Source organism: Micromonospora sp. NPDC050980 (genome assembly GCF_040653835.1).
Lineage (GTDB): Bacteria > Actinomycetota > Actinomycetes > Mycobacteriales > Micromonosporaceae > Micromonospora.
In genome coordinates, this window is sequence record NZ_JBFAGS010000004.1 from 335,879 (window position 1) to 359,915 (window position 24,037).

Sequence of the window (24,037 nt, forward strand, 5' to 3'; positions counted from 1 at the left end):
GGTGGGACGAGCGATCCGGTTGGCACGACGCGTCGTGGCGTACGAATGGGGCATGTGGCGCAGCCTCACCCGGTGGGCGCTGCGCCGCCCCCACCCGGTGGCCCCCGACGCGGCGACGTTCGCCTACGTCGGCGGCGTGCAACCGATCCTGCTGGCCTTCCTCGCCCTGTCCACGATCGAGATCCCGATCCTGGACGTGATCCTGCGGCACACCGTCGACTCGGAGACGATCCGGCACGCCGCGATCGGGCTCGGCGTCTGGGGCGTGCTGTGGATGGTCGGTCTGCTGGCCAGCCTGCGGATCCACCCGCACGTCGTCGACGCCGGCGGCCTGCGGATTCGCAACGGCGTCTCGCTCGACGTCACGATCCCGTGGGCCGCCGTCGCCGACGTCGCGGTGCGCCGCCGGTCGTTGCCGTCCAGTCGCGCCGTGCGGTACGACGAGGACGACCCGGCGGTGCTGAACCTCGGCGTCGGCAGCCAGACCGCGATCGACCTGGTGCTGCGGGAGCCGCTGTCGGTGCCGCTGCCGAGCGGGCCGAGCACACCGGTCCGGGAGATCCGGATGTACGCGGACGACCCGGCGGCGCTCGTCGACCGCGCCCGCCGGCACCTGGCCACCACCGCCCAGCCGAAGCGGTGAGAAGGGGCCCCTTCTCTACCGGAAGCGTTAAGAAGGGGCCCTTCCTTACAGCTTGTACTGCTGGAGCAGGCCGCGGGAGATGATGGTCTTCTGGATCTCCGAGGTGCCCTCGCCGATCAGCAGGAACGGCGCCTCACGCATCAGGCGCTCGATCTCGTACTCCTTGGAGTAGCCGTAACCGCCGTGGATGCGGAACGCCTCCTGGACCACCTCGGCGCAGTATTCCGAAGCGAGCAGCTTGGCCATGCCGGCCTCGACGTCGTTGCGCTGGCCGGCGTCCTTGAGCCGGGCCGCGTTGACCATCAACGCGTGCGCGGCCTCGATCTTCGTGCCCATCTCGGCGAGCTTGAACGCGATCGCCTGGTGCCGGGCGAGCGGCTGGCCGAACGTCTTGCGCTGCTGGGCGTACGCGACGGCCAACTCGAACGCGCGGATCGAGATGCCGCAGGCGCGGGCGGCCACGTTGACCCGGCCCACCTCGATGCCGTCCATCATCTGGTAGAAGCCACGGCCGACCTTCTCCTCGCCGCCGAGCACCGCGGAGGCCGGGACGGTGACGCCGTCGAGCACCATCTCGGTGGTCTCGACGCCCTTGTAGCCCATCTTGTCGATCTTGCCGGGGATGGTCAGGCCGGGCGCGGTCTCCCCGAAACCGGGCTCCTTCTCCAGCAGGAACGTGCTCATGTTGCCGTAGACGGAGTCGGCCCCGGTGTCGGTCTTGACCAGCGTCGCCACCACCGACGAGTACGCCCCGTTGGTCAGCCACATCTTCTGCCCGTCGAGCACGTAGTTGTCGCCGTCGCGGACCGCCTTCGACTTGATCGCCGAGACGTCCGAGCCGCACTCCGGTTCCGACATGGAGAACGCGCCGCGCACCTCGCCGGTGGCCATCCGGGGCAGCAGCCGGGCCTTCTGCTCCGCCGAGCCGTGCTGCGAGATCAGGTACGCCACGATGAAGTGCGTGTTGACGATGCCGGAGATCGACATCCAGCCCCGGGACAGTTCCTCGACCACGAGCGCGTAGGTGAGCAGGGACTCACCGAGGCCGCCGTGCTCCTCGCCGATGGTGAGGCCGAACAGCCCCATCTCACGCATCCCGTCGAGGATGTCGGCGGGGTACTCGTCGGCGTGTTCCAGCCGCTGGGCGTGCGGGATGATCTCCTTGTCGGCGAACTCCCGGACGGTTTCCAGGATCGACCGCTGCACGTCGGTCAGGCCGGGCGTCTGGGCGAGTCGAGCCATCTCAGCCTCCGGGGTCGGCGCATTACTCATGGGTAACTGAACGCTCGGTCAGTATCGGCCCCGGGACCGGCCGCGCCAAGGTGACCAGTCCACACAACCGCTGTGAAAAGGTTCACCGCTGCGGGTAGCGTCCGCAAGAGAGAGGGGGCGAGCGTGACCGACGAGCAGCCACCGTCGCCGTACGAGCCGCCGTCGCACGGCCAGCCGTACGAACAACCCCACTACGGGCAGCAGCACCCGCAGTGGGGCCAGCAGCCGCCGTACGCCCCGCAGCCGCCCTACGGCCAGTACGGCCCGCCCGGCGGGCAACCGCGACCGGCCGGGACGAACGTGCTCGCCATCCTGTCGTTGGTCTTCGCGTTCGTCTTCGCCCCGGCCGGCATCGTCTGCGGTCACCTGGCCAAGCGGCAGATCCGGCAGACCGGCGAGGAGGGCGACCAGCTCGCCACCTGGGGGCTGATCCTCAGCTACGTCTTCACCGCGCTCGGCCTGCTGGCCTGCTGCGGCTGGATCGGCCTGGCGATCTGGGCCAACGCGGACAACAACGGCTACTGACCTCAGCGGAACTGCGCCTCCCGCACGCTGTTGCCGCCGTCGACCACGAGCATCTGCCCGGTGATGTACGACGCGGCCGGCGAGCAGAGGAACGCGATCGCGGCGGCCACCTCGTCCGGCGTGCCGGGCCGCCCCACCGGGGTGCCGTGCCCCTGCTTGATCTCGGCCAGGGTGGACGCGGCGGTGTGGATGATGCCCGGCGCCACCGCGTTGACGGTCACCCCGTCGGCGATCATCTCCATCGCCAGGGCCCGGGTCAGCCCGACCACCCCGGCCTTCGCCGCCGCGTAGCCGGCCTCGGTGGGCAGCGCGTTGACCGGCCCGGCGGTGGCCGCCAGGTTGACGATCCGCCCCCAGCCGCGCTCCGCCATGCCGTTGATGAACGCGCGGCTGCACAGGAACGCGGTGGTCAGGTTGCGGTCGATCTCGCCGCGCCACTCGTCGTACGTCAGCTGGGCCACCGGCCGCAGCACCTCCGGGCTGGCCCGGCTCGCCAGGCCCGCGTTGTTGACCAGCACCTCGACGTCGCCGAGCTGCTCCGCCACCGCGTCGGCGAGCGCGCCCACCTCGGACTCGTCGGTGAGGTCGGCCACGAAACCGGTGACCCCCAGCTCCCCGGCGCGGTCGTGGATCCGCCGGGTGGTCGACACGATCGCCACCCGGGCACCCAGGTCGGCCAGCCGGCGCGCGGTCGCGTACCCGATGCCGTCCGCGCTGCCCGCGCCGGTGACCAGCGCGACCCGGCCGTCCAGCCGCATGGTGGTGGTCTCCGGGAGCGGCTCGACGCGATCCTGGTCGGCGGCGCCCGCCGGCTCGCCGGCGCGCGGGCGGCGCACCGACCCGGGCCGGCTCATGTCCCGTCGCGACCGACCCCCACGCGCGTCAAGTGCCATGCCGAGGATCCTGCCCGCTGTGGACCTTCCGGGCAATGCGGCACCCGGAAAGGGGGTCCTCCGGGTTGTTCCCGGGTGGCTACCCTGACCCGGACCACGTACCTGGAGATGATCAGATGAGCTATCCCCCACCGTCCGGTGGTTGGCACGACCCCTCGACGCCCGGCCCGCAGTCGAGCCCGCCGGACCCGTACGCGCCCGCCGACCCATACGCGACAGCCGGCTACCCGCCGAACGCGTATCCGCAGCCGGGCGCGTACCCACCGCCGGCCGGTTATCCGGGATACGGGTACCCGCCCGCGCCGAAGCAGAACGGCCTGGCCATCGCCGCGATGGTCGTCTCGATCATCGGCGCGCTCGGCCTCTGCGGTTACGGCCTGGGCGGCTACATCGGCGTGGTGGGCGCGATCCTCGGCCACGTGTCCCGCAAGCAGATCAGGGAGCGCGGCGAGGGTGGCGAGGGCTTCGCCACCGCCGGCATCATCGTCGGCTGGATCGCGACCGTGCTGGCTGTGCTGGCCACCATCGCCATCGTGATCTTCATCGTCTGGGCGGCCAACCACGACACGTCCGGCTTCGACGGCACGACCTACTGACCTCGGCGGGCCGCCCCGGGTGCGAAGTCGGGGCGGCCCGTCGCGGAGTCACTGCGCGGGCGGAGTGAACGAGGAGGTCCGCGCCATCCCGGCGGCCCGGCCCTTGGCCGCGATCACCAGCGCCATCTTGCGGGACGCCTCGTCGATCATCTCGTCGCCGAGCATCACCGCCCCGAGTTTCCCGCCCGCCTCCGAGGTGTAGTAGTCGTAGGCGTCGAGGATCAGCTCGGCGTGGTCGTAGTCGTCCTGCGCCGGCGAGTAGACCTCGTTGGCCGCGTCGACCTGGCCGGGGTGCAGCACCCACTTGCCGTCGAAGCCCAACGCGGCCGAGCGCTTCGCCACCTCGCGGAACCCGTCGACGTCCCGGATCTGCAGGAAGGGGCCGTCGATCGCCTGCTTGTCGTGCATCCGGGCGGCCATCAGGATCCGCATCAGGATGTAGTGATAGGGGTCGCCCGGGTAGTCCGGAATCAACGCGCCGACCACCAGCGACTTCATGTTGATCGAGGCCATGAAGTCGGCCGGACCGAAGATGATCGTCTCCACCCGAGGCGAGGCGCCCGCGATGGCGTCCACGTTGACCAGCCCGGCGGCGTTCTCGATCTGCGCCTCGATGCCGATCCGGCCCACCTCCAGGCCGAGCGTCTTCTCGATCTGGGTGAGCAGCAGGTCCAGCCAGTGCACCTGCTCCGCGTTCTGCGCCTTCGGCAGCATGATGCAGTCCAGGTTCGCCCCGGCGCCTTCGACCACCTCGATGACGTCGCGGTAGGTCCACGGCGTGGTCAGGTCGTTCACCCGGACCACCCGGGTCTTGCCGGCCCAGTCCCCCTCGTTCAACGCGGCCACGATGTTCTTGCGCGCGTCCGGCTTGGCCAGCGGGGCGACCGCGTCCTCCAGGTCGAGGAAGACCTGGTCGGCGGGGAGGCCCTGGGCCTTGCCGAGCATCTTGACGCTGGAGCCGGGTACCGCGAGACAGGACCGGCGGGGGCGACCGACAGCGGTCATGGATGCGCTCCTTCCAGCGTCCGGCTGCGGGCGCGGCCGACGCGGCGGTGGATGTCGAGGACTTAACGATCCCAAAGGGCAGGGCTACGCCACGGTAACCTCGTCCCGTGACCGGGGTGAATGGACCTGTGGAAGATCTCACTGAGCGTCGGATCGTGGTGCTGACCGGGGCCAGTTCGGGCATCGGGCTGGCCGCCGCCGTCGCGCTGGCCCGCCGGGGCGACCAGGTGGTGCTGGTCGGCCGGGACCCGGCCCGGCTACGTGCCGCCGGGGAACGGGTGCGCGAGTCCTGCGGCGAACGGCCGGAGCTGTTCCGCGCCGACTTCGCCGTGCTCGACGACGTCCGCGGGCTCGCCGAGCGGCTGCGCGCCGGCTACGACCGGATCGACGTGCTGGCCAACAACGCCGGCGCAATCGTGCTCGAACCGATCACCACGGTCGACGGTTTCGAGCTGAGCATGCAGGCCAACCATCTCGCTCCGTTCCTGCTCAGCAGCCTGCTGCGCGACCGGGTCCGGCGGATGGTGGTGACCGGCTCCGACGCGCACCGCAGCGGCGTGCTCGACCCGGACGACCTCAACGCCTCGCTGCGCCACTACCGGCCGTTCCGCGCGTACGGCACCAGCAAGCAGGCGAACATCCTGTTCACCGCCGAGGCGGCGCGGCGCTGGCCGGAGCTGCCGGCGTACGCGTTCCACCCCGGCGTGGTGCGGACCCGGTTCGGCAACGAGAGCCGGGTGGTGGCGCTCGGCATGCGGCTGCTGCCGTTCCGCAGCCCGGAGAAAGGCGCCGAGACCCTGGTCTGGCTCGCCTGCCAGGACCCGTCCCGGCTGACCGACGGCGGCTACTACGCCGACCGCAAGCCGCACCGACCGCGACCGAAGGCGGCCGACCCGACGCTGGCCGCCCGGCTCTGGACCGCCAGCGTGCAGGCGGTCGGCCTGGAAGCGTAGGCAGCATCGGGCTGTGCCACCGGTCCGGCCCGCTGGGATACTCCGGCACATGATCGAAGACGAGGGAGCGACCCTGCGCGTCGGCGGCCGGGACGACGAGTTGTCCGCCCGGCTCGACCGCGAGTTGACCGCGTTCAACAACGCCGCCACCGGCGCCGACGACGAGCGCGGCCTGTCGGTGACGGTGGTCGACGCCGACGGGGACCTGGTGGCCGGGCTGACCGGCTGGACCTGGGGTGGGCGGGCCGGGATCAACCTGGTCTGGGTACGCGCGGATCAGCGCCGCGCGGGCTGGGGCGGCCGCCTGTTGCGGGCCGCCGAAGACGAGGCCCGCAGGCGTGGTTGCACCGAGATCTCGGTGGCCTCGTTCACGTTCCAGGCGCCCGGCTTCTACCGGCGGCACGGCTACACCGACACCGGCATCCGGGACGGCATCCCGGGCGGGCACGTCGACCACAACTTCTGGAAGCCGCTGGTGGACGATCCGGCCGGGGTGTTCCGGGTGGTGGCACTGGTCGATCTGAGCGCCGACACCGACGCCGGCCGGCGATACGAGGACGCGGTGCTGGCGCTGCTCAGCCGGCACTGCGGGCGGCTGGAACGGCGGTTGCGCACCGGGGACGGTGAGTCGGAGGTGCACGTGATCCGGTTCGCCTCCCGGGCCGGCTACGAGGCGTTCCTGGCCGACCCCGATCGGGCCGCCCTGCGGGTAGCTCTGGGCGACGCCGCACCGATCACCCGGGTGCTGGAGGTCCGCGACGTCTGACCGCCTCACCACGGAACGTGCACCGGCACGCTGGTGACCACCACGCCGGGCAGCGCCCGCAACGCCGCCTCCAGACCGGCATCAGCCGACGGCGACCGGGTCGAGCAGGTCCAGCACACCGGTGAGCGAGGTCAGCGCCGGCCCGTCCCAGCCGCGGTCGGCGTTGAACACCAGGTGGCCGCCGAGGTCGGGCGCGGCCAGCCGGACCGGACGCAGGCCCACCCGCTGCGCGCCGGTGAGTTCCTGGCTGCCACCGTCGCCGACGTAGAGGCAGTCGGCCGGGGCGCGGCCGAGCCGGTGGCAGGCCGCCAGGTAGAGCGCCGGGTCCGGCTTGCAGCGGCCGAGACGCACCGAGAAGACCAGGATGTCGAGCAGCGGGGCGACCGCGAGCTGGGGCAGGAACGCCGGCAGTTCGTGCGTGCAGTCGCTGACCAGCCCGGTGCGTACGCCCCGGCGGCGCAACGCGGCCAGCACCGGCACCGCCTCGGCGCGCAGCCGGGTGTCGGCCCGGACCGCCCGGTGCCGGGAGGCGACCGCGGCGCGTACGGCCGCGTCGGAGGGACGCACGCCGACCTGGGCGCAGACCCACCGCATGGTCGACTCGGCGTCGCCGAAGAACCCGCTGGCGCGCTCGTAGTAGCTGCCGTCGAGCACCTCGACCAGGGCTTCGGTGGAGCAGCCGAGCAGGTCGGCGATGACGTCGTGGGCGACTCCGCGCCGGACGCTCTGGGTCAGGGTGCCGAAGAAGTCGAACAGCACCGCCTGGACCCTGGGCATGGGGAGATGCTCCGGACGTCGAGGGGGAGGACCGCCGGTTCACGCATGATCGTAACGGAGTGCTGACGTTCCGTGTCTCCGGTTCCCGTGTGAGGATTGCTCCCCGTGTCCACCGCCCCACGTCGCCCGCCACTCGACGCGCCGACCTTCGGCGCGCTCGCGCTGGCCGTCGCCGCCGTCTCGTCCTCCGCCCCGTTGGTCGCGTTCGCCGCCGCGCCGGCCCTGGCCATCGCGTTCTGGCGCAACCTGTTGTCGGCGGCGGCGCTCGGTCCGTTCGCGCTGACCCGGCGGCGGTCCGAACTCCGCGCGCTGACCGTCGGGGCGGGCCGCCGGGAGGGGCTGTACTGCGTACTCTCCGGGGTGGCGCTGGCCGCCCACTTCGCCACCTGGATGCCGAGCGCGAAGCTCACCTCGGTCGCCGCCGCGACCGCGCTCGGCGCGACGCAGCCGGTGTGGCAGGGGCTGATCGCCCGCTGGCAGGGGCGGCGGCTGCCGGCGGTGGCCTGGGCCGGCATCGCGGTGGCCGTGTTCGGCGCGGTGCTCGCCACCGGCGCCGACTTCGCCGTCTCCGGGCGTGCGTTCGCCGGCGACCTGCTGGCCGTGGCCGGTGGCATGTTCGCGGCCGTCTACACCGCCTTCGGCGAGCGGGCCCGGGCCAGCATCAGCACCACCACCTACACCACCGTCTGCTACGGCGTCTGCGCGGTGATCCTGCTGGTGGTCTGCCTGCTCGGCGGGGTGCGTCTGCACGGCTGGGACGGCGGGACCTGGCTGGCGATCCTCGCCCTGGTGGCCGGTGCCCAACTGCTCGGCCACTCGATGTTCAACTACGCCCTGCACCGGGTCTCCGCGACCACGGTCAGCATGTTGATCCTGCTCGAGGCGCCCGGCGCGGCCCTGATCGGCTGGGCCTGGCTGGGTCAACTGCCCCGGCCGCTCGCCCTGCCCGGGCTGGCGCTGCTGCTGGCCGGCGTCGCCGTGGTCGTGCTCGGTGGAGCCCGGGCCGGACGCCGCGCCGCGTCGGCTGCCGTGCCCGCCGACGCCACCCCGCCTCGCCGCTGACCGAAAGCAGCGCCGCCGTGGACGACCGGCGGGCCGCCGCACCAGCCAGGTCGGCAGGCCCGGTTGCCGCGCCGCCCGCCGGAGCGGTCAGCGGCGGCGGACGCGGTGCAGCCGGAACGGCTTGCGCACGGCCCGGACCACCGGCGCCGGCCGGGGCGGCTCGGTCAGCGGGTCGGCCGGCAGGTCGGCGCCGGTCACCGCCGCGCCAGCCGGGGTGAGCCGGTTGACCGCGCAGCCCTCGGCCGCCCACCGCGCCACCAGTTCGGCGGCGGTACCGGAGGCGTTGAGCCGCTTCGCCGCCACCAGCGGCGCGGCGGTGTCCCACTCCTCGGTGCCCGGCCGCAGCCGGGTCACCCGGGCCGGCCAGGTGACGATCCGGCCGCCGTGGTCGCCGCGCAACGTCACCTCGGCCACGTCGGTGTCGGCCAGCCCGGGCGCGGTCTGCTCGCCGGGCCCGGTCACCACCAGCAGCGCGCCGTCCAGGGGCAGGCACCACAACGCGTACGCTGGGCCACCGCCGACACCGACCCAGCACACGGCGGCCTTCTTCACCGCCTCGTCCACCAGCGGCGGCGTCATCCGCTCGTCCACCTCGTCGCTCACCCGACCATCCTCCCGCATTCCGCGCCCGTTCGGAGGTTCGACCGGCCGGGGTGGTCGCGCCCCGCCGGCGACCGGACGGCCCTCGACCCGCCTCGCCGGGTCCGGCCGCATGCCCGCTCGCGCACCATCCGCAAGTCGTAGGCCCACACCCACGCTTCCCATACTCACGGTCCTCAGGTCCTCAGGTCCTCGGGTCCTCGGGTCCTCGGGTCCTCGGGTCCTCGCGCCCACGGTCCTCGGGGCCTGGCCGCGAAAGCCCTGACTGGGCCGCCCCTGAAGTGTGTGCACGCAGCGGATCGGGCGCGGGAGGAGCCCCGGCGATCAGTGCCTTTAGAGCTGACATCAGAAACGACTCAACCGGGTCGGCGGCGCGTGTCGTCGGCAAACCGAAGCTCACGAGTCTGCGCCCCCGGTCCCGAACCGCTTGATATCACCAACGACTCAGCTCCAAAGGCGCGGGAACCGAATCACCGCACGGCGCGTGGACTGCGGAACCAGTACCGCGCGGACCGCAGCACAGCACGAGCGCGGACCACGGAACAAGGACGAACGCGGACCCTGGCCCAAGCACGAGCAGGGACCGTGGCACAAGCACGAGCAGGGACCGTGGCATGAGCACCGAGCACGGACCGCGGCACAGGTTCAGCACCAGATAGGGGAACAAGCCCAGCATCGAGCAGGGGACAGAGGGCGGCTCAGCCGACGAAGGGCGGGACGGCGATCTCGCCGCGCGCCACCGGCATCACCTGGCCGGAGACGGTCGCACCGACGGCCGTGCCGCCCGCGGCGGTCACCGTGCAGGCCAGCGACGAGGGCCGGTTGATCTCGATGCCCTGGCGCACCGCGTACGGGGTCCGGCCCTCACCCGGCAGCAGGCCGCTGGCGACCAACCAGACGCCCAGGCCCAGAGCGGCAGACCCGGTGGCCGGATCCTCCGGGACGCCGATTCCCGGCACGAAGACGCGGGCGTGCGCGGTTTGCGATTCGGGGTCCCAGGAGAAGAGGCTGACGTGCTCGACGCCGTACCGTTCCGCAGCCGCCGTGTTCAACCGTGCCCGGGGCACCGCGTCGGGACGTACCGGAAGGTAGGGAAACTCCAGGCCGCAGCCGGCGACCCGCGGTGGCGGGCCGGCGTGGTCGGCTGCGGTGAGGCCGGCGATCTCCAGCAGCGGCTCCGGGTCCAGTTCCGGGCCGAGCGTCGGCGTGCCCCCGGTCAGCGTCGCGCCGGTGGCGGTCACCTCGATCGGCAGCACGCCGGCACCGCACTCCTGGGTGACCCTGCCCACACCGAAGACGCCGCGCCGGCCGGCGGTCACCGCGGCGCCCACGCTCGGATGCCCGGCGAACGGCAACTCGTCGGTCGGGGTGAAGATCCGGGCCCGGTAGGTCGCGCCGGCCTGGGTGGGCGCCAGCACGAAGACCGTCTCGGACAGGTTGAACTCCAGCGCGAGCGCCTGCATCTGCTCGGTGGCCAGCCCTTCCGCGCCGAACACCACGGCCAGCGGGTTGCCGGCGAACGGGCGGTCGGTGAAGACGTCCACGATCTCGTAGGCCAAGGTCGACATGTTGTTAGAGAGTAGGCCCTTAGGCTGGTGCCCGTGAGCACGCCGAACCGGGTCTACATCGCTCGACTGGCCGGAGTCGCCGTCTTCGACCCGAACGGTGACCAGGTGGGCCGCGTCCGCGACGCGGTCGCCCGGATCCGCCCGACCCAGCGCCCGCCGGAGGTCGTGGGGCTGGTCGCCGAGATGCCGATGCGGCGACGCATCTTCCTCTCCATCAACCGGATCACCTCGATCGACCCGGACGCCGTGGTGCTCGGCAGCGGCACCCTCAACCTGCGCCGGTTCTCCAAGCGCCCGAACGAGTTGCTGGTCCTCCAGGAACTGCTCGACCGGCGGGTCCAGCTCGACAGCGGGCCGGCCGGTTCCGTGGTGGACGTGGCCATGGAGTGCAGTCGCGGCGGCGAGTGGGCGCTGACCCGGGTCGCCGTCCGCGAGCAGACCAGCCGACTCACCCGCCGCGGCCACCTGCACCAGGTCGAATGGGACCGGGTCCGCGGCCTCGGCACCGTGGGCGACAACCGGGGTACGGCGAACCTGCTCGCCGTGCTGGAGGACATGCGCCCGGCCGACCTGGCCAACGCCCTTCAAGACCTGCCCGACGCCCGGCGCAACGAGGTGGCCGCCGCGCTGGACGACGAGCGGCTGGCCGACGTGCTGAGCGAGCTGCCCGAGCGGGACCAGGTGGAGATCCTGGCCGCGCTGGACCGGGAACGGGCCGCCGACGTGCTGGAGGAGATGGATCCCGACGACGCGGCCGACCTGCTCAACGAGCTCCCCCCGCCCGAGCAGGACGTGCTGCTCGACCTGATGGAGCCGGACGAGGCCGACCCGGTGCGCCAACTGCTGCGCTACGCCTCCGGCACCGCCGGCAGCGTGATGACCTCAGAACCGGTGATCCTGCCGCCGGACGCCACCGTCGCCGAGGCGCTGGCCCGGATCCGCGAGGTGCAGCTCTCGCCCGCGGTGGCCGCGCAGGTATTCGTGGCCCGGGCGCCGTTGACCACGCCGACCGGCCGCTACCTGGGTATGGTGCACTTCCAGCGGTTGCTCCGCGAACCCCCGGCCGACCTGCTCGGCGGGATCGTGGTCAACGACATCGATCCGCTCCGCACGTCGACCCCGCTGACCGAGATCACCCGCCGGATGGCCACCTACGACATGGTGGGCATGCCGGTGGTGGACCGGAACAACCGGCTGGTCGGCGCGGTGACCGTGGACGACGTGCTGGACCATTCCCTGCCGCGCGACTGGCGGGACCGGGACGCGGCCCCGACCCCGTCCGCCACCGACGACGGGATCCTGGGCGATGAGTGAGCAGCGACGCGGCGAACGGCTGGACCAGCCGCGCGCCCCCCGGGGCCTGCACCTGCCCCGGATCGACGCGGATTCGTTCGGCCGCTGGGCCGAGGGCATCGCCCGCGGCATGGGCACGGCCAACTTCCTCGTCTACATGACGTTGATCCTCGCCGCCTGGTTCCTGTGGAACACGTTGGCCCCGGCGAACCTGCGCTTCGACCCGTACACGTTCACGTTCCTGACCCTGGTGCTCTCCCTTCAGGCCTCGTACGCGGCCCCGCTGATCCTGCTCGCGCAGAACCGGCAGGCGGACCGGGACCGGGTCTCGCTGGACGAGGACCGACGGCGGGCCACCATGCAGAAGGCCGACACGGAATACCTGGCCCGGGAGATCGCCGCCCTGCGGATCGCGATGGGGGACGTGGCGACCCGGGACTTCCTCCGCTCGGAGCTGACCCGGCTGGCCGAGGAGTTGGACGAGGCGGCCGAGCGGCGGCGCAAGCTGGAACGGCGGCAGCAGGAGCGGGAGAGCCGACGCCCGGCCGCCGACGACCCGCTCGACGAGCCCCGCGACGAACTCGACGGCGACTACGCCCGGGGCGGTCGCCCCGAGGGCTGAACCACCGGATTCCGGGCATCGATTCGCTCACACCGCGCCCGCCAGCGGCGGTCGCGGATGACCACCGACGTAGCATTGCGGGCATGTCAGCACCCGTCAGCACCGTGTCCGACGCGATCCAGGCCGCGCTGGCCACCGTCAACGACCCGGAGATCCGCCGGCCGATCACCGAACTCGGCATGGTCCGCTCCGCCGAGCGGGACGACGACGGCGTGGTCCGGGTGGAGCTGCTGCTCACCGTCGCCGGCTGCCCGCTGAAGGACAAGCTGCGCACCGACATCACCGCCGCCGTGGGCGCGGTCCCCGGGGTGAGCGGTGTCGAGATCATCTTCGGGGTGATGAGCCCGGAGCAGCGCCAGGAGCTGCAGTCGAAGCTGCGGGGTGGCGGCGCCACCGCCGAGCCGGTGATCCCGTTCGCCCAGCCCGGCTCGCGGACCCGCGTCTACGCGGTCGCCAGCGGCAAGGGCGGCGTCGGCAAGTCCAGCGTCACGGTCAACCTGGCTGCCGCGCTGGCCGCACGCGGCCTGTCGGTAGGCGTGGTGGACGCCGACATCTACGGTCACTCGGTGCCCCGCATGCTCGGCGCCGAGGGCGCGCCGACCCGCGTCGAAGACATGATCATGCCGCCGCAGTCGCACGGCGTGAAGGTCATCTCGATCGGCATGTTCACCCCCGGCAACGCGGCCGTCGTCTGGCGCGGCCCCATGCTGCACCGGGCGCTGCAGCAGTTCCTCGCCGACGTCTACTGGGGCGACCTGGACGTCCTCCTGCTCGACCTGCCGCCGGGCACCGGTGACATCGCGATCTCCGTGGCCCAACTGCTGCCGAACGCGGAGATCCTGGTCGTCACCACCCCGCAGGCCGCCGCCGCCGAGGTGGCCGAGCGGGCCGGCGCCATCTCGTTGCAGACGCACCAGCGGGTGGTCGGTGTGATCGAGAACATGTCCTGGCTGGAGCTGCCGGACGGCACCCGGATGGAGGTCTTCGGGGCCGGCGGCGGCGCGGCGGTGGCCGAGTCGCTGACCAGGACCATCGGCGCGCAGGTGCCGGTGCTGGGGCAGATCCCGATGGACACCCGGGTCCGTGAGGGCGGCGACGCCGGCCAGCCGATCGTGCTGGCCCAGCCGGACGCGCCCGCCGCGAAGGCCCTGTTCCAGGTGGCCGACCGCCTGGCGGTCCGCCGCGAATCCCTGCTCGGCAAACCCCTCGGTCTCAAACCCACCGCCCGCTGACCCTCCCCCTCCCCACCCTCACCCCGCTGATTCACGGAAAGAGTGGCTTTCGCACGCGGAATGAGCGCTCTTTCCGTGAATCAGCGCGGGAGTTTGGGGTGGGGGTCAGGTGGCGTCGTCGTAGGAGGGGCGCGGGGCCGGCGGGGCGGCGGCGGGGGTGGCGACGGCGGGCCGGGCGGAGCCGGTGCGCAGGTCGGCGGCCTTGGCCACGTCCTTCAGCTCGTCGTGCACGCCGGTGACGTCGGAACGCAGGTTGTCGTACATGCTCTGCAGCGGCTTCCGGATCGCCTGCTCGTCGTCCTCGCTGAGCAGGTGCTTGCGGATGAACGCCTTGGGGTGCAGATCCTCCAGCTGGATGTCCGTGCCCAGCTCGCGGCTCAGGTCGCCGGTGGCGTTGCGCGCCATGTTCCGCAGGTTGCGAACCATCCGGAGGCCGTCGTTGATCACGTTGGGCAGCCGGTCCCCGAAGATCAACAGCGCCAGGAGCAGCAGGACGCCGATCTCCCACCAGTTCAGGTTCTCGAACACTCCGGCCTCCTCGTCCGTGTCAGGGCAAGACTACGCACGTGAGGTCGCCGACGGGGAGGGGGTGACCGGTCCTCACTTCGCGTCCGCGGCGAGCGTCACCGACGCGTTCTGCCGGGCCGACCCGCGCCGGTACTCCACCGTCACCACCGACCCCGGCGCGTACTTGCGCACCAACGCCACCAGGTCGGTCGGGTCGGTCATCGGATGACCGTTCAACCGGAGCACCACGTCACCGGTGCGCATCCCGGCCGCCGCCGCCGGGCCGGCCGGCTCGACCGCGTTGAGGCGGACCCCACCGCCGGTGGCGCCGGTGCCGCCCACCGAGGCGCCGATCACCGTACGCCGGGCCCGGCCGGTGCCGATGATCTCCTCGGTGACCCGCTTCGCCTGGTTGATCGGGATGGCGAAGGCCAGCCCGATGTTCCCCGCCTCCTGCCCGTCGGCCACCAGCGACTTGATCGTCGAGTTCACGCCGACCACCCGGCCGCCGCCGTCCACCAGCGGCCCGCCGGAGTTGCCGTGGTTGACCGCGGCGTCGGTCTGGATGGCCGCGTAGTAGCGGGTCGGCCCGCCCGGCTCCCCCGCCTGCATGGTGCGGTCCAACGCGCTGACGATGCCGGCGGTGACCGTGTTGGCAAGCGACAGCGGCGAGCCCATGGCCAGCACCGGATCGCCCACCGCCAGCGCGTCCGAGTCGCCGAACTGCACCGGGGTCAACCCGCTGCGGGTCACCTTGATGACCGCGATGTCCGACTCCGGGTCCTGCCCGACCACCGTGCCGGCCGCGGTGCTGCCGTCGTTGAAGAGCACCGTGGCCCGGCCCGTGCCGTCCGCGACCACGTGGTCGTTGGTGACGATGTGCCCCTCGGCGCTCACCACGAAGCCGGAGCCCTCGCTGGTCCCGCCGAGACTGGCCACCCGGATGGTGACCACGCTGGGCAGCACCCGCTCGGCGACCCCGGCCAGCGACTCGGGCTTGCGCTGGGCGAGCGCCGGCGCCTGACCGGCCTGCGCGCCCAACGTCGGCACGTCCCCGCCGCGCAGGACGGCATAGGTCAGGGCGCTGCCGAGCGAGCCGGCCAGCAAGGCGGTGATCAGTGAGATGAGCACCACCTGACGCAGCCCCGGCCGGGTCGGCAGATCCGGGTCGGTGACCGGCTCCGGCTCGCCGGAGCCGGCGGGCGCGGCGACCGGAACCACCACTGCCGCGGGCGCCTGCGGATCCCGCCACGGGTCCGCCAGCGCGTCCGTCCACCAGGGCGACGTCGTCGCACCCCCGGCGCCCTGCGGCGGCTGCCCGGGGGCCGGCCCTCCCGCCGGTGCCCCGGCTCCACCGGGCCGGCGCCAGTCCCAGCCGTCGGTCACGTCCGTGCCTCCCACTTCGTCCCGCACGCCCCGCGCCGGCGTCGGCGGAGCCGGACGACCGTGGCGCGCGGGACACGTCCAGGATTGCACGGATGCCCCGGGTGGAGTCAGGGGTTGCCGCCCGTGATCGTCCGACGGCCGCCTCGCGGCTGCGCCGCTACCGGCTCGCCTCTACGCTCACAGTGCCAACCGACCCTTCGCACCAGCCCGCCCCCGGAGGTGTCCCATCGCCATGGTCGCCGGTCACGGCAGTTCGACGGCCCAGGCGCTCCAGTTCGCCGAGTCGTACGTCACCGAGGACATCGTGCTGCGCACGGCCCGTGCGCTCGCCCACGAGGTGGGCGTGGAGGCGGTGACGCCGGGCGCCGGCGCCGCGCTGCGGCTGCTCGCCGCCGCCGGCAACGCCCGGGCGGTGGTCGAGATCGGCACCGGCACCGGGGTCAGCGGCGTCTGGCTGATGCGCGGCATGCGTCCCGACGGCGTGCTCACCACGATCGACGTGGAGGTCGAATACCAGCGCCTCGCCCGGCGGTTGTTCCAGGAGGCGGGCTTCCCGTCGGGGCGTACCCGGATCATCACCGGTCGGGCCCTCGACGTGCTGCCGCGTCTCGCGGACGGCGTCTACGACCTGGTCTTCGCCGACGCCGCGGCGACCGGCTTCGCGGCGTACGTGGACGCCGCGCTGCGGCTGCTGCGCCCCGGCGGCGTGCTCGCGCTCAACGGCGCGCTGGCCGCCGGCCGGATCGGCGACCCGGCCGCGCGGGACGTGGAGACGGTCACCGTGCGGGAGACGATCAAGGCGATCCGCGAGTCGGAGCACTGGGTGCCCGCGCTGCTGCCGGTCGGCCACGGCCTGCTCGCCGCCGTGCGGAGCTGAGCCGGGCCGGTCAGCCCAGCGTCGCCAACCAGCGCAGCAATCCGCGTACGCCCCAGCCGGTGGCGCCCTTGACCAGTTCGCCGTGCACGTCGTCGGACCACGAGGGGGCGGACATGTCCAGGTGCGCCCAGCGGCCCCGCAGCTCGCCGGTGAACTCGCGGAGGAAGAGCGCGGCCACCACCGAGCCGGCGCCCCGAGCCGGCGAGCTGTGCAGGTCGGCGATGTCGCTGGCCAGGTATTCCAGGTAGTCGTCGGGCAGCGGCATCCGCCAGGCCCGCTCACCGGCCGCGCCGATCCCGGCCAGCAGGCCGGCGGCCAGGTCGTCGTTCTCGCTGTAGAGCGCCGCGTGCCGTTTGCCCAGGGCCACCGCGTTCGCCCCGGTCAGGGTCGCGAGGTCGACCAGCAGGTCGGGCTTCAGCTCGCGGACGGCGTACGCCATCGCGTCGGCGAGCACCAGCCGGCCCTCGGCGTCGGAGTTGGTGCTCTCGCTGGTCAGCCCGCCGTAGTGCCGGATGACGTCGCCGGGGCGGAACGCGGAGCCGCTGACCATGTTCTCGGCCAGCGGGGCCAGTGTGGTGACCCGTACCGGCAGGCGCAGCGCGGCGGCGCCCAGCGTCGCGGCCACCACGGCGGCGGCCCCGGCCATGTCCTTGCGCATCAGCTTCATCGCCGGCACCGGCTTGATCGAGATGCCGCCGGTGTCGAACGTGATGCCCTTGCCCACCAGCACCACGTGTGTACGCGCACCGGCCGGCCGCCAGTCCAGCTCGACCAGGCGCGGGCCGTGGGCGGAGCCACCTCCGACGGCCAGGATCCCGCCGAAGCCCTCGGCCGTCAGCTCCCGCGGGCCACGTACGCGCACCTGCAGGTCGGGCCGGCCGGACGCGGCGTCGGTCACCTGCTCGGCGAACCACTCCGGGTGCTTGATCGACGAGGGGGCGTTGGTCAGGTCACGGGCCAGCCGGGTCATCTCGGCGGTGGTGCGGGCGGCGGCCAGCGTGTCGGCCAGCGCCCCCGGATCGGTCACCAGCACGTCCACCCGGGCCAGGGCGGGCCGTGGGCCGTTCTCGGTGAGGCGGAAGCGGTAAGAGCCGAGAAGCAGGCCCTCGGTCAGGCCGCGCAGCGCTGCCGTCTCGTCGGGAACCGAGATCGTGAGCTGCGTCTCATCCTTGGCGGCGCGGGCCAGCGCGGCCCCCGCGGAGCGCCAGTCGGGCTCGTCGCCGGCGCCGACCCCGAGCAGCCAGAGGCGGGTCGGGGCGCCGCCGGGGCGCAGGTGCTCGCGTACCTCGCCGGTGGCGCCGGTGAGCCGGGTCGCGGGCAGCAGGACGGTGGCCTCGGCCCGGACGTCGTCCTCGGGCGGGGACCCGGTCGGCACCAGTTCGGGCGGGGTGTCCGGCCTGCCGGGACGCACGGGAAGGACCAGGGTGTCGGGCCGGGTGGGCCCGCTCACCAGACGAATGGCCAGCACGCTGGACCGTACCTCCGAAAACGCTCTGAGCGGGACGCAACGCCGCTCGCCGGCCGATGAAGGCCCTGAGCCACCGGCCAAGCCGGTGGCTCAGGGTAGGACGAACCGTCCGCGCGGCGGACGCCGCGCGGACCGCTCCTCGAATCAGCCGGCGGCCGCCTTCAGCGCGTCACCCAGCGCGGTGGCCTCGTCGGGAGTCATCTCGACGACGAGCCGGCCACCACCCTCCAGCGGGACCCGCATGACGATGCCCCGGCCCTCCTTGGTGACTTCCAGCGGACCGTCGCCCGTCCGCGGCTTCATCGCCGCCATGTTGTCTCCCCTCAGACCTACACCAGGGTCGGTGGGTTGCCCCACAGCCACTTCGCCATCGCCGCCCGCGGACGTCGCGGAGGCGTCGACAGACGATTTTCCCTGATGAACACCGCCGGACCCAAACCGAAGCAGCATTGATGTAACAGCATCTAGCTTATCTTGGATAGGCCTGTCACAATGTGCGGTCATGCAGGCACGGTCGGCACTCTTCGACCTGTACGGCGACCACCTCCGCGCCAGGGGTGGCCGCGCACCGGTCGCCGCCCTGGTCAAGCTGCTGGCGCCACTCGGGATAGCCCCACCGGCGGTACGCACCGCGGTCTCCCGGATGGTCCGCCAGGGCTGGCTGGAACCGCTCCGGCTCGCCTCCGGACCGGGCTATTCGATCACGCCGAAAGCGGGCCGTCGACTCGACGAGGCGGCCTCCCGGATCTACCGGACCGGTCGGCACAGTTGGGACGGACGGTTCGATCTTCTCGTCCTCGTGGCGCCCGCCTCGCGGCGGGACCGGCAGCGGCTCGCCGCCAACCTCACCTTCCTCGGCTACGGCACCCTCGACGACTGCACCTGGGTGGCCACCCGCCCGGGTGAGGACGTCGACCTGCTGCTCGCCGAGGCGGGCGTGCGGTTCGAGCGGTTCACCGCCGCGCACGCCGCCGGCACCCCCGGAGCGATGGGCGTGGTCCGCCGGGCCTGGGACCTGGCCGAGATCGGCCGGGCGTACGAACGCTTCGTCGCCGAGCAGAAGCCGTTGCTCTCGGGCGTCACCGTCCGCAGCGGCGACGAGGAGGCGTACGCGGCCCGGTTCCGGCTCGTGCACGCGTGGCGTACCTTCCTGTTCCGGGACCCGCAACTGCCCCCGGCGCTGCTGCCCGAGCGCTGGCCGGGCACCAGCGCGGCCGGGTTCTTCGACCGCCACGCGGCCCGGCTCCGGCCGGCCGCCGACCGGTACGTCGAGCAGTGCCTCGACGCCAGCAACCGCCTCGCCCGACAGAAGGGTCGTTAGAAACGTGACCGAGCCGCTGCTCGTCGACCGCACCGACGCCGTCGTCACCCTGACGCTGAACCGCCCGACGGCGATGAACTCGCTCGACGTGACCCTCAAGGAGGCGCTGCGGGACGTCCTGGCCGAGTTGGAGACCGACCGCTCCTGCCGGGCGGTCGTGCTGGCCGGCGCGGGCGGCTCGTTCAGCGCCGGGCAGGACCTGCGGGAGCACGTGCGGACGCTGGAGTCGGCGGACGCCCGGCCGCTCGACACGGTGCGGGCACACTACAACCCGATCGCCGCCCGGCTGGCCAACCTGCCCAAGCCGGTCGTCGCGGCGGTACGCGGGATGGCCGCCGGCGCGGGCGCGTCGCTGGCGTTCCTGGCCGACTTCCGCATCGGCGGCCCGAAGACCCGCTTCCTGATGGCGTTCGCCGGCGTCGGGCTCGCCGCCGACACCGGCGCCTCCTGGACGCTGCCCCGTCTGGTCGGCCACGCCAAGGCGGTCGAGCTGCTCATGCTCGCCGAGCCGGTCGGCGCGGCGGACGCCTGCCGGCTGGGCCTGCTCACCCGGCTGGTGGACGACGACGAGCAGGTGCTGCCGTCCGCGCAGGAGCTGGCCGCCCGGCTCGCCGCCGGCCCGACCGTCGCCTACGGGGCGATCAAGCGGCAGCTCTCCGTCGCCGACGCCGGCACGCTGGCCGAGGCGCTGGCCGCCGAGGCGCAGGCCCAGGCGATCTGCGGGGCCACCAGCGACCACAAGGCCGCGACGATCGCCTTCGTCAACAAGCAGAAGCCGGTCTTCGAGGGCCGCTGACCGCCGTCAGTCGTCCTCCTCCGGATCCTGGTTGGCCTCGACGCCGAGCACGAACGCCTGCATGGCCAGCTCGTCGCCGGAGGGCGAGACGAACGCCGGCAGCTCACGCGGGCCCAGCTCCTGCACGTAGGACCAGAAGATCCGGACCGCCTCGGCCCGCGAGGCGGCCTCGATCGGCAGGTCGAGGCTGACCAGCCAGGTGCGCCGGGCCGGCGGCGGCCCGAGCCGGTCGGCCAGCGCCCGCCACCGCGCCGCATCGAGCGCGACGACCGGGCCGTCCGGGGTCGGGCCGTCGACCGGCACCGGCTCGTCGAGCGCCCGCCGGGTGTACGTCACCACGAGCGCCCCGGGCACCGTGTCGGACTGCGGATCGTCCGGGTCCTCCCGGCCCCCGACACCGGCCCGCGCGACCCGGCCGAGCGCCACCAGCCGCAGCGGCTCCCCGATCAGCACCGCCACCCGGTCATCCGGGCGGGGCCGGGCTGCCGCCGGCGACCCGGTCAGCTCCAGCACGTCGTGGTGCACCAGCCGTTCGGCCTGGTAGCGCTCGTCGGGCAGCAGCACCGCCCAGGCGCCCGGCGTGGTGTCACCGTCGGTCGTGCCGCCCGTCCGCGGCTCGGTGTCGGTCATGCCCCAATCCCATCACGCCGGCGCGTCAGCGCTCGGCCCGGTCGCCGTTCACGCGACGGTCGGGTCGCCGCTCACGTGGCAGTCGGCGAGGTGGTCGTCCACCATGCCGGTAGCCTGCATGAGCGCGTAGGCGGTGGTCGGGCCGACGAAGCGGAAGCCCCGCTTCTTGAGCGCCTTGGCCATCGCGGTGGACTCCGCGGTGAGCGCCGGCACGAAGGCGTTCGAGTGGGGGCGCGCCGGCCGGGGCGAGGGCGCGAACGACCAGAGCAGCGCGGAGAGACCCTCGGGCAGTTCGAGCGCGGCGCGGGCGTTGGCGATGGCCGCCTCGATCTTGGCCCGGTTGCGCACGATCCCGGCGTCGGCCAGCAGCCGGGCCACCTCGGGCTCGCCGTAGCCGGCCACCTTCTCGATCCGGAACCTGTCGAAGGCGAGCCGGAACGCCTGCCGCTTGCGCAGGATGGTCAGCCAGGACAGGCCGGACTGGAACGCCTCCAGCGTCAGCCGCTCGTAGAGCGCGTCGTCGCCGCGCAGCGGCCGGCCCCACTCCTCGTCGTGGTAGGCGGCGTAGTCGGGGGTGCTCGCGCCCCACGCGCAGCGGGGCAGCCCGTCGGCGCCGGTCACCAGGTCAGTCACGCCGTACACGGTAGGTCAGGGCACCGACAGCCCGGTTGTTCGGCTCGGCCCGCTCAGGGCAGGCGGCCCTGCTCGACCAGCCGGGCGAAGCGCTTCAACGCCTGGGTCAGGCTGAACTTCGAGCCGGGCCAGAGCACCGGCCAGGCCACCCGGCCGGCCGCCCCGCCCGGCAGGTGGAACCACTCGTGCCAGACCACCTGGGTGCGGTCGCGGTCCATCGGGGTGCACCGCAGCACGCCCGGCCCGCGCAGCAGCCGACCGCAGTGCACCACCCCGACCTCGTACGGCGCGTCGACCCGGACCACCCGCATCTCGTCGCGCAGCGCGGCCGGCCCGAGCGCGGTGACCGCCTCGATCAGGCTCCCCTCACCGCCGTCGCCCTCGACCACCCGGACCGTGGTGAGGGGGATCCAGTCGGACTGCCGTTCCCACGCGGTCAGCGCGGCGAACACCCGCTCGGCCGGCGCGTCGACGATCACCGTGGCGGTGACCTCGGCGGCGCCGGGCTGGGCGGCCTCGGCGAAGCCGGCGGAGCCCTCCGCGCCGGTCACGCCGACTCCGAGCGGACCGCCGGCCCGCGTTCCCGGTCCTCGTCGACTGCCGCACCGGCCGGCCCGGCGTCGGCCGCACCCGCCGGGTCGGTGGTGTCCTCCACCGCGGCGGCGGCCGGCGCCTCCGCCACGCCCGCCTCGGCGGCGACCGGTCGGCCGGTGGTCGGTGACTCAGGCGCCGACAGGTCGATGGTCACCGGCCCGGTGGCCGACGGGTCGACCTCCGACGGCTCGGCTTCCGACGGGTCGGCCCCGGTGCTGCTGGCGGCGGCCTCCTCGCGCGCCCGGCGCAGCGCGTCGGCCTCCTCCGTCCGCCCGTCCCGCAACGCGGCGTTCTCGGCCTCCAGCACGCCGATCAGCTCGGACTTGTAGCCGATGTCGTAGGCCGCCCGCCGCAGCGCGGCGTCGACCTGGGCCATCCGGTAGCCGCGCAGCGCGGTGTCGAACCGGACGTCGGTCACGTCCGACTCGTCGAGCGGGCGGGCGCCCGGCAGGGGCACGGACCGCCCGTCCGGCTCGGCCGGTGCCAGGCCCGGATCCCGACCGGAGACCAGCACCGTCACTCCGAACACCACTGCCGCGACGGTCAGCGCGACGACCAAGAGGAGCAGAACCTGACCCATGCAGAGATCGTGGCATGCGGGCCGGGATCGGGCGAGCCCTCCGCGCCCTCCGGTCCGCAAAACGCGGCGTTCCCGACGGGGTGGCGAAAGCCATCCGACCGACTCGGCACCGGTTCGGGGAGATGACCCCTTCAGCGGCACTCGGATCCCGCCACCTCCCCGAACCGGTGGAAGGACCCGGCGGCGCGACGACGTGCACCCCGACCCCGGGCCCGACCTGCCGACCTGTTGCGCAGTCGTCCCATAACGTGGGAGATGGGAGGATTCTGGCCGGGACCGTCCCGCACCAAGATCTCGGCGAGCCCACCGTGCCGGATATCGTCGGTCCGGCCGCCTGCCGGGAGACGACGAACCGCGGGGCGTCGTCGGCCGGGTAGCTCGACGGACCCGACCGGCCCGGCCGACGGCCGGGCGGGCCCGGCCCGCCCGGACAGCCGGGACGGCGCGGCAACCGGTGAGCGGCGTGGGGCTGATGAGCGGCCCCTGGGGCCGGTGGACGGCCGACGGCACGGGGTCGCACGGACGCCGACCGGGCGGTGCGGGACGCGCGGAGACGAGGAGACGGGCATGACCGGGGCGTTGCGGCTCGGTGGGCGGACCTTCGCCCCGGGTGAGCTGGTGGTGATGGCGATCGTCAACCGCACGCCGGACTCGTTCTTCGACCAGGGCGCCACCTTCGCGCAGGACAGCGCGTTACGGGCGGTCGAGCGGGCGGTCGCCGACGGGGCGGAGATCGTCGACATCGGCGGGGTGAAGGCCGGTCCGGGCGACGAGGTGGACACCGCCGAGGAGATCCGCCGAACGGTGGACACCATCGCCGCGGTCCGGTCCGCCTTTCCCGACGTGGTCGTCTCGATCGACACCTGGCGCGCCGAGGTGGCCGTGGAGGCGGTCGCGGCCGGCGCGGACCTGCTCAACGACACCTGGTCGGGGGCCGATCCGGCGCTGGCCCGGGTCGCCGCGGCGACCGGCGCCGGGCTGGTCTGCTCGCACGCCGGAGGGCTGGCGCCGCGTACCCGGCCGCACCGGGCGGCCTTCGACGACGTGGTGCGCGACGTGCTCGACACGGTCACCGGGCTGGCCGAACGGGCGGTCGGGCTCGGGGTGCGGCCCGACGGCGTGCTGATCGACCCGGCGCACGACTTCGGCAAGAACACCCGGCACTCGCTGGAGATCACCCGGCGGCTGGCCGAGCTGACCGGCACCGGCTGGCCGGTGCTTGTGGCGCTGTCGAACAAGGACTTCGTCGGCGAGACGTTGGACCTGCCGGTGCCCGAGCGGCTGGAGGGGACGCTCGCCGCCACCGCGGTCTCGGCCTGGCTCGGCGCCCGGGTGTTCCGCGCCCACCAGGTCCGCGAGACCCGGCGGGTGCTCGACATGGTGGCGTCGATCCGGGGTGACCGGCCACCGGCGGCGACCCGACGCGGGCTCGCCTAGG

At 73.4% G+C, this 24,037-nt stretch carries 27 protein-coding genes; 13 read left to right on the plus strand and 14 right to left on the minus strand.

The genetic code is table 11. The features are described from left to right. Position 1: 1 nt before the first annotated feature. Entirely contained in the window at positions 2-643 is a 642-nt protein-coding gene (locus tag AB0H28_RS09950) for a hypothetical protein (RefSeq protein ID WP_358036526.1), read from the plus strand. 45 nt (positions 644-688) lie between these two features. Here AB0H28_RS09950 and AB0H28_RS09955 read toward each other — a convergent pair whose 3' ends face one another. Continuing rightward, on the minus strand, positions 689-1,885 hold the full coding sequence (locus AB0H28_RS09955; RefSeq protein ID WP_358036528.1) for an acyl-CoA dehydrogenase family protein: 1,197 nt from the start codon (positions 1,883-1,885) through the stop codon (positions 689-691). Between the two features lie 153 nt (positions 1,886-2,038). Here AB0H28_RS09955 and AB0H28_RS09960 point away from each other — a divergent pair, with 153 nt between their 5' ends. Further along, positions 2,039-2,440 (plus strand): DUF4190 domain-containing protein, encoded by a 402-nt coding sequence (locus tag AB0H28_RS09960; protein ID WP_358036530.1) that lies wholly within the window; start codon positions 2,039-2,041, stop codon positions 2,438-2,440. Positions 2,441-2,442: 2 nt separating this feature from the next. Here the strand turns inward: AB0H28_RS09960 and AB0H28_RS09965 are convergent, their stop codons facing one another. Continuing rightward, positions 2,443-3,333: an SDR family NAD(P)-dependent oxidoreductase gene (locus tag AB0H28_RS09965; RefSeq protein WP_358036532.1), complete on the minus strand. Its 891-nt coding sequence runs from the start codon at positions 3,331-3,333 to the stop codon at positions 2,443-2,445. 116 nt (positions 3,334-3,449) lie between these two features. On the opposite strand from AB0H28_RS09965, the gene AB0H28_RS09970 reads away from it, so the two are divergent. Next, positions 3,450-3,929, plus strand: coding sequence for a DUF4190 domain-containing protein (locus AB0H28_RS09970; protein ID WP_358036534.1), 480 nt, complete (start codon positions 3,450-3,452; stop codon positions 3,927-3,929). A gap of 48 nt (positions 3,930-3,977) precedes the next feature. On the opposite strand, the gene AB0H28_RS09975 is transcribed toward AB0H28_RS09970, so the two are convergent. Then, positions 3,978-4,934, minus strand: coding sequence for a CoA ester lyase (locus AB0H28_RS09975; protein ID WP_358036536.1), 957 nt, complete (start codon positions 4,932-4,934; stop codon positions 3,978-3,980). A 128-nt stretch (positions 4,935-5,062) separates the two neighbouring features. Between AB0H28_RS09975 and AB0H28_RS09980 the strand changes: the two genes are divergently transcribed. Beyond that, positions 5,063-5,887: an SDR family NAD(P)-dependent oxidoreductase gene (locus AB0H28_RS09980; protein ID WP_358036538.1), complete on the plus strand. Its 825-nt coding sequence runs from the start codon at positions 5,063-5,065 to the stop codon at positions 5,885-5,887. A gap of 49 nt (positions 5,888-5,936) precedes the next feature. Next, entirely contained in the window at positions 5,937-6,653 is a 717-nt protein-coding gene (locus AB0H28_RS09985) for a GNAT family N-acetyltransferase (protein ID WP_358036540.1), read from the plus strand. 81 nt (positions 6,654-6,734) lie between these two features. Here the strand turns inward: AB0H28_RS09985 and AB0H28_RS09990 are convergent, their stop codons facing one another. Beyond that, positions 6,735-7,430 carry an HAD family hydrolase gene (locus AB0H28_RS09990; protein WP_358036542.1) on the minus strand — a complete coding sequence of 232 codons (696 nt, stop codon included), beginning with the start codon at positions 7,428-7,430 and terminating at the stop codon, positions 6,735-6,737. 105 nt (positions 7,431-7,535) lie between these two features. On the opposite strand from AB0H28_RS09990, the gene AB0H28_RS09995 reads away from it, so the two are divergent. After that, positions 7,536-8,492, plus strand: a complete 957-nt coding sequence (locus AB0H28_RS09995; RefSeq protein ID WP_358036544.1) for a DMT family transporter — start codon at positions 7,536-7,538, stop codon at positions 8,490-8,492. An 87-nt stretch (positions 8,493-8,579) separates the two neighbouring features. On the opposite strand, the gene AB0H28_RS10000 is transcribed toward AB0H28_RS09995, so the two are convergent. After that, complete coding sequence (locus AB0H28_RS10000; RefSeq protein WP_358036546.1) at positions 8,580-9,113, minus strand: hypothetical protein; 534 nt, start codon at positions 9,111-9,113, stop codon at positions 8,580-8,582. A gap of 677 nt (positions 9,114-9,790) precedes the next feature. Further along, positions 9,791-10,660 (minus strand): PhzF family phenazine biosynthesis protein, encoded by an 870-nt coding sequence (locus AB0H28_RS10005; RefSeq protein ID WP_358036548.1) that lies wholly within the window; start codon positions 10,658-10,660, stop codon positions 9,791-9,793. 33 nt (positions 10,661-10,693) lie between these two features. Between AB0H28_RS10005 and AB0H28_RS10010 the strand changes: the two genes are divergently transcribed. The 3 genes from AB0H28_RS10010 to AB0H28_RS10020 all read left to right on the plus strand — a co-directional run bounded on the left by AB0H28_RS10010 (position 10,694) and on the right by AB0H28_RS10020 (position 13,807). Further along, positions 10,694-11,974: a CBS domain-containing protein gene (locus AB0H28_RS10010; RefSeq protein ID WP_358036550.1), complete on the plus strand. Its 1,281-nt coding sequence runs from the start codon at positions 10,694-10,696 to the stop codon at positions 11,972-11,974. After that, the gene (locus tag AB0H28_RS10015; RefSeq protein ID WP_358036552.1) at positions 11,967-12,575 is read left to right on the plus strand and encodes a DUF1003 domain-containing protein; all 609 of its coding nucleotides are present in this window, start codon (positions 11,967-11,969) and stop codon (positions 12,573-12,575) included. The genes AB0H28_RS10010 and AB0H28_RS10015 overlap by 8 nt, the downstream gene beginning before the upstream one ends. Positions 12,576-12,658: 83 nt before the next feature. Further along, on the plus strand, positions 12,659-13,807 hold the full coding sequence (locus AB0H28_RS10020; RefSeq protein ID WP_358036554.1) for a P-loop NTPase: 1,149 nt from the start codon (positions 12,659-12,661) through the stop codon (positions 13,805-13,807). Between the two features lie 105 nt (positions 13,808-13,912). Here the strand turns inward: AB0H28_RS10020 and AB0H28_RS10025 are convergent, their stop codons facing one another. Both AB0H28_RS10025 and AB0H28_RS10030 read right to left on the minus strand, forming a co-directional pair. Next, positions 13,913-14,335, minus strand: a complete 423-nt coding sequence (locus AB0H28_RS10025; RefSeq protein ID WP_358036556.1) for a preprotein translocase subunit TatB — start codon at positions 14,333-14,335, stop codon at positions 13,913-13,915. 72 nt (positions 14,336-14,407) lie between these two features. Then, a complete protein-coding gene (locus AB0H28_RS10030; protein ID WP_358036643.1) occupies positions 14,408-15,715 on the minus strand; it encodes a trypsin-like peptidase domain-containing protein in 1,308 nt (435 codons plus the stop codon). A gap of 217 nt (positions 15,716-15,932) precedes the next feature. On the opposite strand from AB0H28_RS10030, the gene AB0H28_RS10035 reads away from it, so the two are divergent. Further along, positions 15,933-16,577, plus strand: coding sequence for an O-methyltransferase (locus tag AB0H28_RS10035; protein WP_269693932.1), 645 nt, complete (start codon positions 15,933-15,935; stop codon positions 16,575-16,577). A gap of 10 nt (positions 16,578-16,587) precedes the next feature. Here AB0H28_RS10035 and AB0H28_RS10040 read toward each other — a convergent pair whose 3' ends face one another. After that, entirely contained in the window at positions 16,588-18,045 is a 1,458-nt protein-coding gene (locus AB0H28_RS10040; RefSeq protein ID WP_358036558.1) for a leucyl aminopeptidase family protein, read from the minus strand. Positions 18,046-18,189: 144 nt separating this feature from the next. Next, on the minus strand, positions 18,190-18,357 hold the full coding sequence (locus AB0H28_RS10045) for a DUF3117 domain-containing protein (RefSeq protein ID WP_013283866.1): 168 nt from the start codon (positions 18,355-18,357) through the stop codon (positions 18,190-18,192). 190 nt (positions 18,358-18,547) lie between these two features. Here AB0H28_RS10045 and AB0H28_RS10050 point away from each other — a divergent pair, with 190 nt between their 5' ends. Both AB0H28_RS10050 and AB0H28_RS10055 read left to right on the plus strand, forming a co-directional pair. Continuing rightward, the gene (locus AB0H28_RS10050; protein WP_358036560.1) at positions 18,548-19,366 is read left to right on the plus strand and encodes a PaaX family transcriptional regulator C-terminal domain-containing protein; all 819 of its coding nucleotides are present in this window, start codon (positions 18,548-18,550) and stop codon (positions 19,364-19,366) included. 4 nt (positions 19,367-19,370) lie between these two features. Then, on the plus strand, positions 19,371-20,162 hold the full coding sequence (locus tag AB0H28_RS10055) for an enoyl-CoA hydratase-related protein (protein ID WP_358036562.1): 792 nt from the start codon (positions 19,371-19,373) through the stop codon (positions 20,160-20,162). Positions 20,163-20,168: 6 nt separating this feature from the next. On the opposite strand, the gene AB0H28_RS10060 is transcribed toward AB0H28_RS10055, so the two are convergent. From AB0H28_RS10060 to AB0H28_RS10075, 4 genes are read right to left on the minus strand one after another with little or no spacing between them, the layout of a single operon-like run. Continuing rightward, entirely contained in the window at positions 20,169-20,792 is a 624-nt protein-coding gene (locus tag AB0H28_RS10060; protein ID WP_358036564.1) for a hypothetical protein, read from the minus strand. A gap of 48 nt (positions 20,793-20,840) precedes the next feature. Continuing rightward, the gene (locus tag AB0H28_RS10065; protein WP_358036566.1) at positions 20,841-21,425 is read right to left on the minus strand and encodes a DNA-3-methyladenine glycosylase I; all 585 of its coding nucleotides are present in this window, start codon (positions 21,423-21,425) and stop codon (positions 20,841-20,843) included. A 53-nt stretch (positions 21,426-21,478) separates the two neighbouring features. Next, positions 21,479-21,976, minus strand: a complete 498-nt coding sequence (locus AB0H28_RS10070) for an SRPBCC family protein (protein ID WP_358036568.1) — start codon at positions 21,974-21,976, stop codon at positions 21,479-21,481. Next, positions 21,973-22,599, minus strand: coding sequence for a DivIVA domain-containing protein (locus AB0H28_RS10075; RefSeq protein WP_358036570.1), 627 nt, complete (start codon positions 22,597-22,599; stop codon positions 21,973-21,975). The genes AB0H28_RS10070 and AB0H28_RS10075 overlap by 4 nt, the downstream gene beginning before the upstream one ends. A gap of 567 nt (positions 22,600-23,166) precedes the next feature. Between AB0H28_RS10075 and folP the strand changes: the two genes are divergently transcribed. Further along, positions 23,167-24,036, plus strand: coding sequence for a dihydropteroate synthase (gene folP / locus AB0H28_RS10080; RefSeq protein WP_358036572.1), 870 nt, complete (start codon positions 23,167-23,169; stop codon positions 24,034-24,036). Position 24,037: the final 1 nt, after the last annotated feature.